At 69.6% G+C, this 16435-nt stretch carries 13 protein-coding genes; 6 read left to right on the top strand and 7 right to left on the bottom strand.

The features are described 5' to 3' along the window. The first annotated feature begins 270 nt into the window (after positions 1–270). From BLT71_RS03525 to BLT71_RS03500, 6 genes are all read left to right on the top strand, one after another. Positions 271–666: a hypothetical protein gene (locus tag BLT71_RS03525; protein WP_091717624.1), complete on the top strand. Its 396-nt coding sequence runs from the start codon at positions 271–273 to the stop codon at positions 664–666. Between the two features lie 166 nt (positions 667–832). Beyond that, entirely contained in the window at positions 833–1132 is a 300-nt protein-coding gene (locus BLT71_RS03520; protein ID WP_056082606.1) for a DUF4193 domain-containing protein, read from the top strand. A 142-nt stretch (positions 1133–1274) separates the two neighbouring features. Further along, positions 1275–2570, top strand: a complete 1296-nt coding sequence (locus BLT71_RS03515; protein ID WP_091717622.1) for a BNR-4 repeat-containing protein — start codon at positions 1275–1277, stop codon at positions 2568–2570. Positions 2571–2691: 121 nt separating this feature from the next. Beyond that, positions 2692–3663, top strand: a complete 972-nt coding sequence (locus BLT71_RS03510) for a sugar phosphate isomerase/epimerase family protein (RefSeq protein ID WP_231994435.1) — start codon at positions 2692–2694, stop codon at positions 3661–3663. Then, positions 3660–5363, top strand: a complete 1704-nt coding sequence (locus BLT71_RS20890; protein ID WP_091717620.1) for an acyltransferase — start codon at positions 3660–3662, stop codon at positions 5361–5363. Before BLT71_RS03510 ends, BLT71_RS20890 begins: the two co-directional genes overlap by 4 nt. A gap of 121 nt (positions 5364–5484) precedes the next feature. Beyond that, complete coding sequence (locus BLT71_RS03500; protein WP_091717618.1) at positions 5485–6555, top strand: quercetin 2,3-dioxygenase; 1071 nt, start codon at positions 5485–5487, stop codon at positions 6553–6555. A gap of 146 nt (positions 6556–6701) precedes the next feature. Here BLT71_RS03500 and BLT71_RS03495 read toward each other — a convergent pair whose 3' ends face one another. From BLT71_RS03495 to BLT71_RS03465, 7 genes are all read right to left on the bottom strand, one after another. Further along, positions 6702–7937 carry a DUF3500 domain-containing protein gene (locus BLT71_RS03495; protein WP_091717616.1) on the bottom strand — a complete coding sequence of 412 codons (1236 nt, stop codon included), beginning with the start codon at positions 7935–7937 and terminating at the stop codon, positions 6702–6704. Then, complete coding sequence (locus BLT71_RS03490; RefSeq protein ID WP_091717614.1) at positions 7915–9756, bottom strand: FAD-dependent monooxygenase; 1842 nt, start codon at positions 9754–9756, stop codon at positions 7915–7917. The genes BLT71_RS03495 and BLT71_RS03490 overlap by 23 nt, the downstream gene beginning before the upstream one ends. Then, positions 9756–10655, bottom strand: coding sequence for a fumarylacetoacetate hydrolase family protein (locus tag BLT71_RS03485; RefSeq protein ID WP_091717612.1), 900 nt, complete (start codon positions 10653–10655; stop codon positions 9756–9758). The genes BLT71_RS03490 and BLT71_RS03485 overlap by 1 nt, the downstream gene beginning before the upstream one ends. Positions 10656–10713: 58 nt before the next feature. After that, positions 10714–11673: an alpha/beta hydrolase gene (locus tag BLT71_RS03480; RefSeq protein WP_091717610.1), complete on the bottom strand. Its 960-nt coding sequence runs from the start codon at positions 11671–11673 to the stop codon at positions 10714–10716. A gap of 75 nt (positions 11674–11748) precedes the next feature. Further along, on the bottom strand, positions 11749–12720 hold the full coding sequence (locus BLT71_RS03475; RefSeq protein ID WP_091717608.1) for an NAD-dependent epimerase/dehydratase family protein: 972 nt from the start codon (positions 12718–12720) through the stop codon (positions 11749–11751). Continuing rightward, a complete protein-coding gene (locus tag BLT71_RS03470; RefSeq protein ID WP_091717606.1) occupies positions 12717–15410 on the bottom strand; it encodes an alpha/beta fold hydrolase in 2694 nt (897 codons plus the stop codon). Before BLT71_RS03470 ends, BLT71_RS03475 begins: the two co-directional genes overlap by 4 nt. Then, complete coding sequence (locus BLT71_RS03465; RefSeq protein WP_091717604.1) at positions 15404–16426, bottom strand: 3-oxoacyl-ACP synthase III; 1023 nt, start codon at positions 16424–16426, stop codon at positions 15404–15406. The genes BLT71_RS03470 and BLT71_RS03465 overlap by 7 nt, the downstream gene beginning before the upstream one ends. Positions 16427–16435: the final 9 nt, after the last annotated feature.

Below are 16435 nucleotides of genomic sequence, written 5' to 3'. Positions count from 1 at the left end.
TCCTTCCCGCGCTCCGCGTCATGGCGTACGACGGCGGCCGCCGGCTTTCCGCCGTCCGCCTGGGGTTTGTCCTCCGCTACTTTCGTCCCAGGAGCCTTTTGGCAGCAAGGAGCCGGCCGTGTCCGCCCACCATGCCTTCCGTCCAACGGCCGCTGCCGCTGCGACTGCGACTCCCCACGTGGTGCGTACCGGTACCGGGGAACACCGCAGCCGGACCCTGCCGCCGCCAAGGTTGGCGAGATCCGGGACCTCCTGGAGGAACAGCGGAGGATGATTTCCCTCCGGTCCAGCCGGCTGCGGGCCCTGTTCTCCGAGCTCAACGAACGCGTGGCACAGGCCGTCTGCGACGGCGTGAAGGTCTCCACCATCGCGCAGGCTGCGGGCGTGCCTGTCACCGCGGTCCGCGGCATCGGGCTGGGCCGGGACGGGCTGTACCCCTCGGGCCTGCCTGCAGCGGACCAGCTGCGCACCATTGCCGGGATCGCGGACGAGGTGTCCGCCGTCGAAGCGGCGCGTGCCGCCGTCGAACGCCACCGCGTCCAGGTGCTGGCGGACGCGAGGAAGCAGCGCCTGCTGGACGATTACCAGCTCGCCTCCGCGAGCGGCCTGAAGCACGACGAAATCCGCAAGATGACCAGGGGCGTGAACACCCGGCCGGAGGGCTGACCGGCTGCGGCCGGCACCCGGGCCGAACGGGAATATTGTGGCCCCGCCCCGGCGTTGTTGCCCTGTTCGGAAGAATCTGTCCAGAAGAATCAGTCGGGAACAATCCCGACGGAAAAACCTGTCCAGGCGATTCCGGATTTCAGCAGCCAGAGAGGAGAACGCATTAATGGCAGTTGATTACGACGCTCCCCGGGTGACGCCGGAAGACGAACCGAACGTAGCCATCGAGGAGCTGAAGGCCGATAAGCCGGGACGCCGGGAGGCCGCTCCCGATGTGGACGAGACGGACCTTGCGGACAGCTTCGAGCTCCCCGGAGCCGATCTGTCCCACGAGGAACTGCAGGTCCAGGTGGTCCCGGTCCAGGCGGATGAATTCACCTGCATGTCCTGCTTCCTGGTCCACCACCGCAGCCAGCTGGCACGGGAAAAGGACGGGAAGAAGTACTGCAGGGAATGCGAGTCCTGAGCGGTCATGCGGAGGCGGCTGACGGCCGCTTCCGCCCGGACCGGTTGGCCCGCCAATAACGGAAAGCCCTTTCCAAGGCTCGCCGGTCCTGATTGAATGAAGCACGCCACCCTTTCTTCAATCACACAGAACGGCTTTCACAGTGCGCATCAATGACAACGGGGCATGGTGCTGGTTCCAGGACGAACGCGCCCTCATCGATCCGGCCAACAACACCCTGCTGGTGGGTTCCGTCGCCGCTCCGGAAGGCCCAGGCGGCACTGACCGCGGCGGCAACATCGAGGTGGCAGTGCTTGACCCCGCCACGGGGCACAGCCAGGTCCACGTGCTGCACGAACGGCTGGAATCCGATGACCACAACGCCCCGGCGCTGCTGATCCGGCCGGACGGCCGGTACGTGGCCATGTACGCCCGGCACAAGACGGACAACTACTCCCGCTGGCGCGTATCCGTGCGGCCGCATGACGCCTCCGAATGGGAGCCCGAGCAGGTCTTCAACTGGACCGAACTGGCCGGCGGCCGCGGCGCCACCTACTCCAACCTGCACAGGCTGGACGCCGAATCCCGCGTCTACAACTTTGTCCGCGCCATCAACGACGACCCCACCATGCTGGTGTCCGAAGACGACGGCAGCACCTGGAGCTACGGCGGCAAGCTCTTCACCCGCGCCAAGGTGGGTTACGTCAACGGCTACACCCGCTACTGGGGCAACGGGGTGGACCGGATCGACCTCATCACCACGGACCACCACCCCCGCGACTTCAACAACAGCATCTACCACGGTTTTATCCGCGACAATGCGCTGCACGACGCCGAAGGCCGGGTGGTGAGCAAGCCGCTCCTGGGGTCCGCGGGCGTCAACCAGGACACCCTCACCACCGTTTTCCGGGCCGGCACCGAGATCGACGGCGACGTCCTCACCCACGCCTGGACGGCAGACCTGCGGGGGCAGGGCAACCAGCTGGCGGCAATCATCAGCTGCCGGGCCAACGACGTGAACGGGCCGCTCCAGCGCCAGCAACGGCTCGACGTCGACGACCACCGGCTGCTGTACGCGCGCTTCGACGGAACGGAGTGGGCCCTGCACCCGCTGGCCGTGGCCGGCCCGGGCCTGCTTCCCCATGAGCAGGATTACACCGGGCTGGGCGCCGTGGATCCCAACAACCTGGACCAGGTCTACATTTCCACGCCGGTCCACCCCGGCACCGGCGAAGCCACGGACCACTACGAGATCTACCGGGGACGGACGGCCGACTGCGGCGCCGGCTGGAGCTGGAGCGCGGTGACCGAAAACTCCGGCTCCGACAACCTCCGCCCCCTGGTGGTTCCCGGCGATCCCTCGGTCCACGCCGTGCTGTGGTTCCGCGGCAGCATGGCCTCTTCCCAGGCGTACACCGCCGAGGTGGTGGGACAGGTGGGCAGCCCGGACGAGAGCTGACGGACGGTTCTGCAGCCGTCCCGCTGACCGATTGTGATCGAACCGCCATAAATCGGTTGACCGCTCAGGAGGGCCCGCAAAGAATGGTTGAAACGATATTCCTTACAGACCGGGGAGACCCTTGCACTACCTTCCAGAGGGCCGCCCGGTCCTGACAGTTTCCACCCTGGGCGCCCCCGGCGAAGGGCTCGGCACCGTTCTGGGCTGGCTGGCCGAACACGGCGTGGCAGGCGTTGAACTGCGGCTTGCGCCGGGCCAGATCGCAGCACCGGCGATGACCCGGCAGGACCGTGCCCGCCTCCGCTCGGAGGTGGCGGACGCCGGCGTGGCCATCACGGGGCTCGCCAGCTACATCCGGATGGCTGACCCGGCGCCGGACGAACTCGTGGTGGGTGCCCTGGAGGCCGCGCTGTTCCTGGCCGCGGACCTCGGAGCCCCCACGGTCCGGGTCTTTCCGGGCGCCCCCACGGAGCCCGCGGATTACCAGCAGGTTCCCGTGACGACGACGGCCCGCAACGAAGTCAACGCCCTCGCCGCCGGGCGACTCACCGCCGTCGGCCGCCTTGCCGAAGACCTGGACGTGTTCCCGGCGCTGGAAACGCACGACTCCCACCCCCGCGGAGAAGACATTGCCGCCATCCTGGGCCAGGTGGAGGGAAGGGTGGGTGCGGTGTGGGACCTGATGCACCCCTGGCGTGTGGGCGAAGGCCTCGAGGATACGTGGAACATCCTGGCGCCCTGGCTCACCAACGGCCTGGGCAGCGTCCAGGTCAAGGACGCCGGGCTTCCGGAGAGCCGGACGCCGGTGACGATCGGAGATGGGACCCTCCCGGTGGACGGTTTTGCGCAGCTCCTCAAGGACCGCGGCTACACCGGGCTGCTGTGCCTGGAATGGGAGAAGGCATGGCACCCCGATGCGGTCCGGCTGGACGCCGCCATGGGGTCCACCAGGGCCTGGTACCTGCGTCACTGGCCGGACAGACCAGCAGTGGTTGAGCAGGCAGCGGTTGGGCAGCCGGCGCCTGACCTGCCGGCCGTGAGCCCCGGCGAGCCGCCCGTTTCAGCCCAAGACACCGTTGTGGAGACACCGTGAACGCCCAGCCAGACCTGAATTTCGACTACTCCCCCTGGACCTTCCGGGACAACGCCTCCCAGGCGCAGCGTGAGGCGCAGCTGGAACGGCAGCGGGCACTGGCCGGCAAGGACGGCATCACCATCGGCGAAGGGGCCTACGTTTCTGCGCTGGCCATGGTGGACCCGGACAGCCTGGCCCTGGGGGACGAATCGCTCATCGCCGCCCACGCGTACCTCACCGGGGACCTTCGGATCGGCAGCAACTGCACCGTGAACGCCTTCACGGTGGTGCGCGGAACCGTCAGCATGGGCGACGGCGTCCGCATCGGCGCCCACACCTCCATCCTGGGGTTCAACCACTCCATGGAACCGTCCGCACCGGTGTTCCGGCAGCCGCTCACCAGCAAGGGCATCGTCTTCGGCGATGACGTCTGGATCGGTTCCAACGCGGTGGTGCTCGACGGCGTCACGGTGGGTTCCCACGCGGTCCTCGCCGCCGGTGCCGTGGTCACCAAGGACGTGCCCGACTGGGCGGTGGTGGGCGGCAATCCGGCACGGTTTATCCGCGACAGGCGGACTCCCCGCAGGCCTGCCGGCGGCGGCGATGGGATCCTGCGTGAACGGCTTGCGTCCTTCGCCGGAACGGCCCGCGCGGACGCCCCGGAGATCATCGCCCGCTCGTGGCAGCAGGAGGCGTCCGGCACCGGCGGCTTCGGCGAAGGCCGCTACGTGGACCGTCCGGGTGCGGCGGCAACGGTCCGGGCCCACTGCGACGCGGTCGAAATCGCGGATCTCCTCCTCCGCACCACTCCCCCGCAGCTCAGCAGGGACGCACACGCGGACCGGCTCCGGTCCCTGCAGGATCCGCGGACGGGCCTGGTGCCCGAGTACGGCCCGGACGGGCTGCCGGACGCCGGAGAAGAACTGGCTTTCGGGCACGGGGCGGCCACGTATCACGTGCTCTCCGTGGGGTACGCCCTCGATCTGCTGGGAAGCGGATTCAAGCACCCCATCCACGCGGTGGCCGGGACCGGGCCTGCGGATCTGGCAGCCCGGCTGAACGCGCTGCCGTGGCGGAAGGAAGCCTGGGAATCCGGCGCTTGGGTGGACGCGTGGGGAACCGCGGAGTATTGGAACCTGGCCCATGCTGCGGACGCAAACCCCTTGAGCACCGGCACCCTTGAGGCCCTGTTCGGCTGGCTCCTGACCCGGGTCAACAGCGCCGCGGGAACCTGGGGAACCCCTTCCGCCGATACCCGCCTCAAGGTGGTCAACGGCTACTACCGGCTCACCCGCGGCACCTTCGCCCAGTTCGGACTGCCGGTCCCCCACCCGGAACAACTGATCGACACCGTCCTGGAGCACGGAGCTGATCCCCGGTATTTCGCAGACGGCCGGCAGAACGCCTGCAACGTGCTCGACGTGGTCCATCCGCTCTGGCTCGCACGGAAACAGGTGACGCACCGGGAGGCGGACATCAAGGCCTGGGCCACAACCCAGCTGGACCACGCCCTCGGCCAGTGGTGCCCCGGGCAGGGCATGGCCTTCAGTGCGGCACCCGAAAGCGGCCAGCAGAACTTCCCCGGCCTGCAGGGCACCGAAATGTGGCTCAGCATCATCTGGTACCTGGCGGACCTGCTGGGACATTCGGAGGCCCTGGGCTACCGCCCCCGCGGCGTGCACCGGCCGGAGCCGGCCTTCCTGCTCCGCACGCTGTAGCCGCCGGCCGGCAGCGGGCTGTTCATTGATTGAAAACCGGGCCTGACGCGCGGCCGGGGGTCCGTCATGCTGGTGGGGACTCACATTCCGGCCGTGCCGGGCGACCCGAAAGAAGGAACAGATGTCCCTCAGCGTGGAGGAAATGAACAAACAGCTGCCGGTGGCCAATGCGCTGCCGGGCGAGGCCGTCCCCTATTACATGGCCTCCGGCGAGGGCGCCCGGTACGAGATCAACGGGCAGCTGGTCACGGTCATCGCCCGCGCCGCGGACACCGGCGGCATCTTCAGCGCCGCCTACATCTCCGGCGGCATGGGCGCCGAATCCCCGTTCGTCAGCCACAGCATCGAGCACAAGACTCTCTATGTTTTCGACGGCATCCTGCACGTCTGGCTGCCGGGCGAGAGCCGTATCCTGACTCCCGGCGATTCGGTGGTCATCCCGCCGAACACGCCGCACGCCTACCGTATGGCCAGCCACTACACCCGGTTCCTGAACTGGATGACGCCCGGCGGCGGCGAGGCGTACTACGAGCGAGTGGGCACGCCCATCGATTCGCACGTCCCGCCGGTCCGCGCCGGCCGGTCCGCGAGCCTGCAGGAGCAGGCCGAGGTGGGTGCCGAGTTCGGCATCACCTTCCCGGACGTGGAGCGCGTGGCGCCGTCGTTCAAGCACGACGCCGGGCTGCCGCCCACACAGAGCCCCTACTTCCTCAGCGCCGGCGAGGGTGAGCGGCTGGCCAGCTACCAGACGATGTTCACCTACCTGTCCCGCCCGGCCAACACCGGGTCCAACTACTTCGCCGTGCACACCAAGGGCGCCAAGTCGCCCTACATCCCGCTGCACTTCCACTCCGAGCACACCGAGAACTTCCTCTGCACCGAGGGCCGGATGTGGCTCTACGCCAACGGCCGAGAGATGCTGCTGACGAAGGGCGACTTCGTGCACGCCCCCGCCGGCACCATCCACTCGTTCGCGCTCGACGCGCACAACACCCAGATGGTGGGCTTCCTGACGCCGTCGGTGTTCAACGGGTTCTTCGAGTACTTCAACAAGCCCACCGAGGACTACATGTACACCGAGGGCGGCGAGCCCTACATGGACATGGAAGGCTTCGGCCGGGCCCAGGCGGAGATGGACCTGACCGTCGTCGGACCCCCGCCGCAGCGCCGGGCAGCCCTCGACATCCCCTAGCGCCAGCCGCCACCGCCACCGCAGAAGGCCCGGACTTCCGAAAGGAAATCCGGGCCTTCTGCGATTCAGGGACCATCCATTGCTCCGTAACCGCCGTTTTGGCGCCTGATAAGGGCCCATGCGGAGCAATCGATGATTGGGGTGGGTCAGGCGGTGGCTTGCTTGACCAGTTCGCGGCCGTAGTCGTTGCCGTTGGGGGTGCGGACCACGGTGTGCATATGGAACGGGGCAGGTTCATCGTTGCTGAGGAACACGCCGGTGTGGTGGTCGAGTTCCAGCACCACTACCGGGCTCTGCAGGCGGAAGTAGAACGCCCCGTCCCCCTCCCAGCCGCCGATCCAGCTGAAGTACGTCTCGCCGTATTGCTCCTGGATTTCCCGACGGCGGGCGGCGCGGGGTCCGTCCGGAAGGTAGCCGATGAAGTCGTCCACCACGGCGTCCAGGAGTTCGCGGGCTTCCACCGGCATGTCCGCCACCAGGATGCCCTCGTAGGGGATCACCCGGTTGTCCTGGAAGCAGCCGCCCAGGTGCCGCTCGTCGCCCGGGTGGATCCGGCCTTCAGGCATTGCCGGGTCCACCATGGACCCGTAGGCCACGGCAAGGGAACGAAGGTCCGCAGGCAGCGCACCCATCAGCTGCCGGGCCAGGGCGATGCGCTCCTTGAAGACCTTCACGCCCCGGTGCGGGCCGGCGTCGATCATGTCCGGCTCGGCGCCCATGAAGACCGGTGAGATCACCAGCTGGCTGCCTGCCACCAGGCAGTTAATCGCCGCGTGGTGGCCAAAAAGCTGCCATCCCCAAGGTTCCGTTTCGGACGGCTCCCCGTAGAGCGCAAAGTTGTAGCTGAACTCGTTCATGAGCAGCGGCAGTTCCACCAGGTCGCCCAGGAAGCCGTTGATGCGCATCAGGTTCCGCACCAGTTCAAACCCTTCCCCGGACAGGCTCGCCTCCACCACGCCAAGGATCGCGTCCCGGACCGGCTCGCCGAGTTCGTCCAGGCGAAGCCCGGTATCGTGCTGCATGAACTCGGGGTTGGCCCAGCTCTGCCACTCGGGCGCGTCCACGGCGTAGGAGAGCTTCCCCGCCTGTTCCGGCGTGATGGTGCCCAGGAGCTTGCGCGCGGCGGCCACCATGTCCGCCGTCGGCCCTTCCTCCCCGGCCCGGGCGGGAGCGAGCGGAAACAGGCCTTCCCGGCGGACGCCGTCGCTGGTGATGCCGGCAAAGGGCTGCGGGTACAGCTTCTGCCAGCCCTCAATCATCGGGCCTGCGAAGGAGTCGGTCTTCGCGGCCTCGGCATATTCGCGGGCGTTCAGGCCACGGATCTCCGCAACGCGCGGATGGTCCGGGGCAAACAGGTAGTCACGGAATGACGGCGTCGACACGGGCGCTCCTCGCTGGAAAATCTGCTGCTGGAACTTCTTCTGCTGGGATTTCTGTGACCGGCTCGTGTGCCGGCCCGGTGCCTGCGGCTTCTCGCCGCGAACCGGGAAGCCGGCCCGCCGCGATGGACAGCGCGGCCGCGGCGGCTTCGGCTGAATTGCCGCGCCACGCCACGTGCTGGTCGGGCCGGACCAGCACGGCGTCGGCGCCCCATTGATCGGAAAGGGGGGTGCCGTCGTCGGAAGGCCCGACGGCGGCGACGGTCACCGGAATGCCCTGCCGGGCCGCCGCCTCCACCACCGGCGCAAAAGCCTCATCCGCCGGCACTCCGCCCAGCACGGCGGCGTCGGCCAGCAGCGTGAAACCGGGGCCCAGCGCACTGTAGAGAGAGTAGGACTGCGCCAACCAGGCATGCGGCAGCAGTGAGCCCGGGCTGGCGGACGGGACGTAGTGGATGGGGTCCTCGGGCGGCACAGGCAGGCCGTCGGGCACCACCAGGGGCGAGCCAGTGTACGCATAGCCCAGCACCAACCCCAGGGAATCGAACTCGCTCTGCTTCACGGCCAACGCGTCACGGGCGGTGAGCCGGGCGGCATCACCGTCAGGCCCGGATGCCGCCAGCTCCGGATCAGCGAAGTGGTACGCCAGCGCTTTGCCGTTCCGTGCGGCGTCGCCGATGGTGCGGTCCGCCACCGGCCGGCGCTCCTGGCCGTAGCTGGCCAACAGCGCAGGTCCGCCCCACCCGTTGATGGTGGCGGCCAGCTTCCAGGCCAGGTTGGCGGCATCGCCAATGCAGGTGTTGAAGCCGTGGCCGCCCCACGGCGGGTTGAGGTGCGCGGCGTCGCCCACCAGGAAAATGGTGCCGCGGCTGTACTGAGGGGCCAGCAGCATGCGGGCGGTCCACGGATCGGTGGCGAGCACCTCGATGTCCACCTCGGTGCCCACCAGCGCGCGGACCATGGCGCCCGCGTCCTCCGTGCTGACGGTGACGGACGGGTCCACACCCTGCACGATGGCCCACCAGGTACCGTCCAGGTCCACTGGCCCCACCATGCCGGACGTGTCCGAGCCCACCACCCAGTACTGCACGGCCGGGTCCAGGGTGATGGCCGGGGCCAGCGCCCCGGAGCGGAACAGGATGCTGATGTTGGACAGCGCCGCGGAGCCGCCCTCCAGGCGGATCTCCAGGCTGCGCCGGACTGCGGAGGACCCGCCATCGGCGCCGATCACATATTCCGCCGCAATGGTGTGGGCGGCACCGGACGTTCCATTCGAAACAACGGCGGTGTGCGCCGCCGGGGCAGTTTCACCCGAGGCATGGACCTCGCTGACAGCCCATCCGGTCACGAATGTCACCAGCGGATGGCTGCCGACGGCGGCCCGGAGCACTTCCTCGAGGACCGGCTGCGGCACCTGCTGCCCGCCTTCGGGCTGCGGGCCGTAGCGGCCGGGGACCAGCTGGAAGGCGTTGGAAAAGCGCCGCAGCTCGTGGGCAGCCGGGCCTGTCAGTCCGGTGCAGAAGATGACGTCCTGTGCGTAGTCCACCGGTAGTGGCGACGCGCCCCGGAGGGCCTCGGCAAGCCCCAGCCGGCGCAGGTGCGTCATGGTGCGGGCGTTCGTGGTCTTGGCCCGTGGCCTGGTGTGGTCCACGCCGGTGCGGGGTTCGATCACGGTGCTGGCGACGCCGCGGGAGGCGAGGTCCAGCGCCAGGAACAGCCCGCTGGGGCCGCCACCGGCAATGAGGACCTGGGCCTCCTGGGGGATGTCCGCCGCAGCCGTCACGGGGAAAATGCGGGGGAAGGTGCCCTGCGAGGTGTCCATCAGGCACGGCTCCGCAGGGAAGTGTCGCCCACGGGGGTGGTCAGGCTGCCGAGCTTCTCGATCTCCACCACCACGGTGTCGCCGGGCTGCAGCAGCCACTGCGGGGTGCGGGCGTAGCCCACGCCTTCCGGGGTGCCGGTGGCGATGACGTCGCCCGGGTGCAGCGTGAAGGTCTGGCTGATGAGCGAGATGATGGCCGGCACGGAGAAGATCATGTCCCGGGTGTTGCCGTTCTGGGCTTCGATGCCGTTCACCAGGGTCCGGACCTGGAGCCCGTCCCGGAGATCGCCCACCTCGTCGCGGCTGACCAGCGGACCCAGCGGCCCGCTGAAATCGCCGTTCTTGCCCAGCGTCCACTGCGAGGTCAGTTTCTGGGCCTTGCGGGAGGTGATGTCGTTGAAGGTGGAGTAGCCAAAGACGGCGTCCGCCGCGGCGGCCTCGTCTGCCGATTCGACCCGGCGGCCGATGTAGGCGGCCACTTCCCCCTCCCAGTCCAGCCCGGCCTCACCGGCGGGGACGGGAACCGGGACATTGCCCACGGACAGGGACGCCGTCCAGCGGGCGAACAGGGTGGGGTACGGGGGCAGTTCCAGGTCCTTGAAGCTTCCTTCGGCCACGTGCGCCTTGTAGTTCAGGCCCACGCAGATCACCCGGGCCGCGGCCGGGACGAGGGGCACCTCGGTGACGCTGCCCCGCTCCAGCCAGGCGCCGGCGTCGGACGCGTCATTGCCCTCCGCGCCGGCATGGGACGAAACGCCGGCAACCAGCGTGGCTGCCTTGTCCTGCCAGCCCTCGGGGTCGGCCCAGAAGTCGGTGACTGTGGCCAGCGGGAGGACGTGCGATCCGGCGAGGGCTGCCGCCCAGGGTTCGCCGTTGTGGTTGATGCCGATGAACTGCATGAGGTGGCCTTTCAGGTCTGGCGGCCGGGCAGGCGGGCTGCCCGGGCGTAGTGGAAAATCAGTGCTCCGACTGGCGGCGGAGGAAATCGAGGGTTGCTGCGGTGGCCGCTTCGGCGGCCGCGCTGCTGCCGTCCGGGGTGGCCCACATATGGTCCGCGCCGTCCAGCAGGAGAAGTTCGACGGCGGCGCCCGCGTCTTCCAGCGCCCCGGCAAGGGCGGCGGACTGGGCCGCCGGGACGAACCGGTCCGCCGTGCCATGGATGAGGAGGAAGGGAGGGGCGCCCGCATGCACGTAGGCGAGGGGGCTGGCGGCCCTGGCCCTGTCCGGGGCGTCGGCGGGCTGGGCACCGATGAGGAGTGCTTCCCGGGAACCGGGATCGTCGGCACTGGCAACGGCGTCGGGCCGGGCCTGGGCTCCCATCAGCACCAGGTCGGTGGGCGGATACCAGGCCACCACCGCGGCGACACTGTCGGCGGTCCCCGTGCCGCCGTCGTCCGCAAACGCCGCTGACCCGGCGGTCAGGCCAACCAGGCTGGCGAGGTGGCCGCCCGCGGAATCACCCCACGCGTAGATGCGCCCGGGGTCCACGTTGTAATCGGCGGCGTGGTCCCGGATCCAGCGGACCGCGGCCTTGGCGTCGTGCAGTTGGGCGGGAAAGGTGGCGGTATCCGTGAGCCGGTAGTCGGCGGAAGCCACCACAAAGCCGGCGTTCACCAGCTGTTCAATGGGGCTGAGCCCGAAACCGTCCACCGTGGGCCCCAGCGAGGAGCGCTCCCCGGTCCGCCAGCCGCCGCCGTGGAAGTGGACCACCGCGGGGTGCGGGGAAGCGGTGCCCCGGGCGGGATCCGCCGGGAGGTAGAGGTCCAGCAGCAGCGGCGCTCCGCCGCCGGGGCGGGCGAACTCAATCCCCCGAAGGATCCGCCCCGCCGTCGTCGTTGACTCCATGTGTACCGCGCCGTTCTGTCCCGTGATGATCCCGTGGTGACTGCCTGACAAGCCCGGTGTGGGCTGCGTCATGAATCAACTGTGGGGTATCGGGAAGCCGCACGGCGCGGCCGGTTTCACTGAATGAAAAGGGTTGCTGGCTGCGGCTTATCGCGGGGCGTAGTGGGCGGCGAGCTTCGCGAGTCCTTCGTCCAGCGACACCGCAGGGGTCCAGTCCAGGAGCTCCCGGGTGCGGCGCTGGTCGAACCAGTGGGCGGTGGACAGCTGCTCCGCGAGGAACCTGGTCATGGGCGGCTCTTCGGTGCGTCCGGCCCACAGCCACAGCTTTTCCACCACGGACCCCACACCCCGGGCCACGGCTCCGGGAACGGCCCACGTCGGCGCCGCAACGCCGCCGGCAGCACAGATGCCGGCCAGAAGTTCACCCACTGGGCGGGGCTCGCCGTTGCTGACCACCACCGCCTGTCCGTGGACGCGCTCCATCCGTTCCAGCGCGGCCACCATGGCGGACGCCGCGTTGTCCACGTAGGTGGTGTCGATCAGGGCAGCTCCGGCGTCCAGCAAGGGCAGGCGGCCGACGGCGGCGCGGGCCAGGACGCGCTCCACCAGTTGGGTGTCGCCCGGGCCCCAGACGATGTGCGGGCGCACGGCGGCCACCCGGAAGCCCGGGGAATCAGCGGCCAGGGCCAGCAATTCGGCGGCGCCCTTGGTGCGGGCGTAGTCGCCGTGCGCGTGCTCCGGGTCTGCCGGTCCCGCGCCCAGCCCCACGATGGCGGCCCCGGAATTCGCCACGGACGGGGAAGAAACGAACACGAAGTCCCGAACGCCCGCCGCCCGCGCGGCGTCCAGGAGCCGGCGGGTGCCCTCGATGTTCACCTCGTCGAACTCCGCCGCGCGTCCGGTGAAGGAGACCTTCGCGGCGAGGTGAATGATGCCGTCCTGGCCCCGGACGGCGTCCTTCAGCACCCCGGCATCGGTGATGGACCCGCGGAGGTCCGTAGCGCCGTCGACCCCCGACGGGCGCCGCTGCAGCGTGGTGACGGTGTGGCCCTCGCGGACCAGGAGCCGCGCCACGGCGCCGCCGAGCATGCCGCTGGCTCCGGTGACCAGGACCCTCACGGTTTACCCGGCCGGCCGCCGGCCAGCACGCGCGTTGCCCAGCGCGAAAGCCGTGTCCTGTCGATCTTGGCGTTATGCCGGATGTCGGTGGGCTGCGCGGGAACGGCCAGCACAGCGGAGATTCTGACGCCGGCCGTGCGGGCTGCTGCGCGGACGCTTGCGGAGAGGGCGGGTTCAGCCGGTCCCGCGGTGCGCGTTGGAGGCGCGGTTTCGACGACGGCCACCACCGCCTGCGTGCCGGCCGGGCCCACCCCGGTGACCGCCGCCAACCGGACATTGTCCAGCCGTTCGATGGCCTGCTCGGCACCCACCGGGGTTACCGCGGCGCCGGGTGCCGTCACCACGTGGGCGAGGCGGCCTTCCACCCAGAGCCTGCCGGCGGCGTCGAAGTGCCCCACGTCCCCGGTGCGGTGCCAGCCGGGCAGGCCGGCGCTCTCGCGCTGGGTCAGCCAGAGCCTGTCGTACGAGTCCTTGACGTGCGGGGCGCTGACCAGGATTTCACCGGCCACGCCGGCATCCGTCACCGGCGTGGTTCCGGACGCGGTGCCGTCCGCCGAGAGCGGGATGATGGCCAGGCGTGCTCCGTGGACGGGTTTGCCGACGCACACGCCGTTGCCGCCGCCGTGGAGGGTTCCGGCCGCTGTTTCGGCGTCGGCTTCCCTGATCTGTTCCAGGCTGATGTCCGTGACCGGCAGGGCCTCGGTCATCCCGTAGGGGGTGTGCAGCGAGGCCGCGGGGACCAGTTGCTGGACCTCTGCCAGGAGCGGTTCGGGGACGGGGGCTCCGGCGGAGAGCAGCAGCTCAACGCGTGCCAACGCCTTCAGGCCCGCCTCATCGAGGTCCTCCCGGGTGGCGACGACATTGCGAAGCGCCGCCGGGGAGGCAAACACCACGGTGGCGTCGATGGCTCTGGCAGCGTCGGCCAGCGCGCGGGCTGTCAGTGTGCGGGGTGCCGTGACGTCCATGGCCGGCGTGACGGACACAGCGCCCAGTGCCGGGCCCAGGAGGGCGAACGGAGCGAAACCGGCCACGAGGTTGGACCCTGCCCGGATACCGAAGGTGCTGGCCACGGTGTCCCGCATCGCGGCCAGCTGCCGGTGCGTGTAGAGCACGCCCTTGGCCGGCCCGGTGGAGCCCGAGGTGAACAGCACGGCTGCGGGGGCGTCGGGGTCGGCAGCATCGGCGTGCTGGGCCCCAGCGTGTGCGGCGCCGGGCCGGGTCAGTTCTGCGAGGGAGGTTTCGGCGCCGAGGAGGCGGCGGCGGGCGGCCGGGAGGGTGCCCACGCTGATGCGACGGCCGGGCCAGCCAAGGGCGGCGGCCGCAGCCAGGGCTTTGTCGATGCCGATGATGAAGTCCGGGGTGGCGCCTTTCACGGCGCGGCTCAGGCCCTTGGTTCCCAGTCCGGCGTCGGCCACCACCACCACGGCACCAAGGCGCAGGCAGGCGTAGAGGGCCACGGTGAGGTCGACCCCGGGCGGCACCATGAGGCTGACCCTGCTGCCGCGCTGCACTCCGGCTTTCTCCAGCCCGGCAGCGAGGTCCAGGATCTTCTGGTCCAGCTGCTGCCAGCTGAGCGACCGGGCTGCCGTGCCGTCCGGGGCCATCTCCACGACGGCGGACCCGGTGCCGGCCGGCCCTGCGGCCTGCTCGCCGAGCAGGTCCCAGAGGGGCCGGAATTCAGCGGTTTCCGGCGCCGCCGGGTTTGCTGAGGTGTCCAAAACATCAGCGGCGCCAGACAAATCAGCGTCGGTAGGGGCAGAACCCTCCCGGGCGGCAAGCCACTCAAACACCGGCGTGGCAATGTCCCGGTCTTCCGCCACAAGGTGTCCTGCGCCTTCGAAGCGGTGCACCTTGGCGTGCGGAAGCCTGCCGATCAGGTCTTTGAGGTAGCGGTCGGAGAAGATGGGGTCGCGGGGGCCCCAGAGCATCAGGGCCGGGACTGCCAGCCCGCGCAGCCCTTCGGCCACGCCGGCCAGTGCCGCAAAGCTGGGGTGGAATTCGTCCACCGGGATATCGGCCACGAAGTTGCCCACACCGGACCGCCGGCTGGCGCCCCGGTAGGGGGCCATGTAGGCGGCGTGGATGTCGGCGGCCAGCGGCGGGTGGGCCAGCGAATGGGTCACCCGCAGGAAGGCGTCAGAGGTGACCGTTCCCCATTGGTGCACGGCGGGGTGCAGGGCCAGCCGGAGCGCCGGCGGAATTTTGGAGGTGGATGGCTGGTGGACTGCCGTGTTGGTCACGACCACCCCGGCGAGCTGGTCCTGATGCGCCAGCGCCCAGCCCAGGCTGATGACCCCGCCCCAGTCGTGCCCCACTGTGACCACGGGACCGTCCAGGCCCAGCGCCGTGGTGAGGTCGCCCAGGTCGTTGATTCGGTCGGCGAGCCGCCGGAACGTGCCGGTGCGTTCCGAAAACCCCATGTCCAGCTGGTCCACAGCCACCACGCGCCACGGGTGGGCGGGATCGGACCCGGGGGCCAGCAGCGTGCGCCAGAGGTAGGACCAGGTGGGGTTGCCATGCACGCACAGCAGGGTGCCTGCGGGTGTCAGGCCCCGGGCCTCAAGCTGGGCGCCGTTATCCAGGATGTGCCAGTTGCGGACCGTTCCGGGCTCATCCGCCCCGGAGGTGGAGGGCACGGCAAGTTCGCGGGACCACTGCGGATCCACGCCGGGCCAGGCGGCGGCTACCAAACGATCTCAATCATTGCGGTGTTCAGGCCGGAGCCCACGCCCATGCAGAGGACGCGGTCCCCGGCTTCGAGGGACTGGGATTCGGCGGCAAGCGTCATGGGCAGTGAAGCCGGTCCCACGTTGCCCCAGTGCGGGAACGTGATGGGCACCTTGGCCGGGTCAAGGTCGATGGCATCGATGATGGCCTGGGTGTAGGCGTTGCTTACCTGGTGCGTGACGTACCTGTCCATGGTGGCCCAGTCCCACTCCGGCTGCGCCTCGTGCCAGGCGTCCACCACAAGCTGCAGGCCGCCGTCGAGCAATCCTTTGGTGTCGGTGTTCATGCCGTCGATGCCGCCCACGCACAGTTCGTGGTGTTCGGTGCCCGCGCGCATCACCCCGCCCACCAGCCGGTGCGCGCCGGGGTGTCCGTCTGCCGGGCCAAGGACGGCCGCGGCAGCGCCGGAGCCCAGGGTGAGTGTGGCGAACTCGCGGTTGAAGTCCTCGCGGGTGGTTTCGGGACGCTGCAGCCGGGCGATCGTCGCTTCCTGTGTTGCTTCGGCGTCCTCGGCGTTGACAATAACGGCGTATTTGATCTGGCCAGAGTCGATCATGTTGGCCGCGAGGGTCAGGCCGTTGACGAACCCGAGGCACGCGTTGGCAAGGTCGAAGTTCATGGCCGACGACGGCAGGCCCAGTCCGTGGTGGATCTTCACCGCAACGGACGGCTCAAGGTTGCGCCGGGTCACCGAGGTGTTGATCAGCAGGCCAACCTCGGACGCTTCCACACCGGCTTCGGCAAGGGCCTTGGCTCCTGCCTCGATGGCGGCGTCGTCAAACGACGTGCCGGCCGCCCACCAGCGGCGGTGCGTGATCCCGGCGACGCGCTCCAGGAGCCGGGGCGGGAATTTCAGCCGCTGCAGTGTCGACGCCAGCCGGCGGTCGAAGTCAACGGAACTCACGATCCTTGGAGCTTCGACGCTGCTCACCGAGAGCAGCGCGGTGTTGGTGTGACGGAAGGTTGCATTACCTACCAATTCAAGCCC

This window comes from Pseudarthrobacter equi (assembly GCF_900105535.1).
Taxonomy (GTDB): Bacteria; Actinomycetota; Actinomycetes; order Actinomycetales; family Micrococcaceae; genus Arthrobacter; species Arthrobacter equi.
This window is presented reverse-complemented; position numbering and strand designations above follow the sequence as displayed.

Bases quoted from the DNA above. Each gene is read 5' to 3' on its own strand.
- BLT71_RS03525 (WP_091717624.1), top strand. From the start codon at position 271: ATGATTTCCCTCCGGTCCAGCCGGCTGCGGGCCCTGTTCTCCGAGCTC.
- BLT71_RS03520 (WP_056082606.1), top strand. From the start codon at position 833: ATGGCAGTTGATTACGACGCTCCCCGGGTGACGCCGGAAGACGAACCG.
- BLT71_RS03500 (WP_091717618.1), top strand. From the start codon at position 5,485: ATGTCCCTCAGCGTGGAGGAAATGAACAAACAGCTGCCGGTGGCCAAT.
- BLT71_RS03490 (WP_091717614.1), bottom strand. From the start codon at position 9,756: ATGGACACCTCGCAGGGCACCTTCCCCCGCATTTTCCCCGTGACGGCT.
- BLT71_RS03485 (WP_091717612.1), bottom strand. From the start codon at position 10,655: ATGCAGTTCATCGGCATCAACCACAACGGCGAACCCTGGGCGGCAGCC.
- BLT71_RS03480 (WP_091717610.1), bottom strand. From the start codon at position 11,673: ATGACGCAGCCCACACCGGGCTTGTCAGGCAGTCACCACGGGATCATC.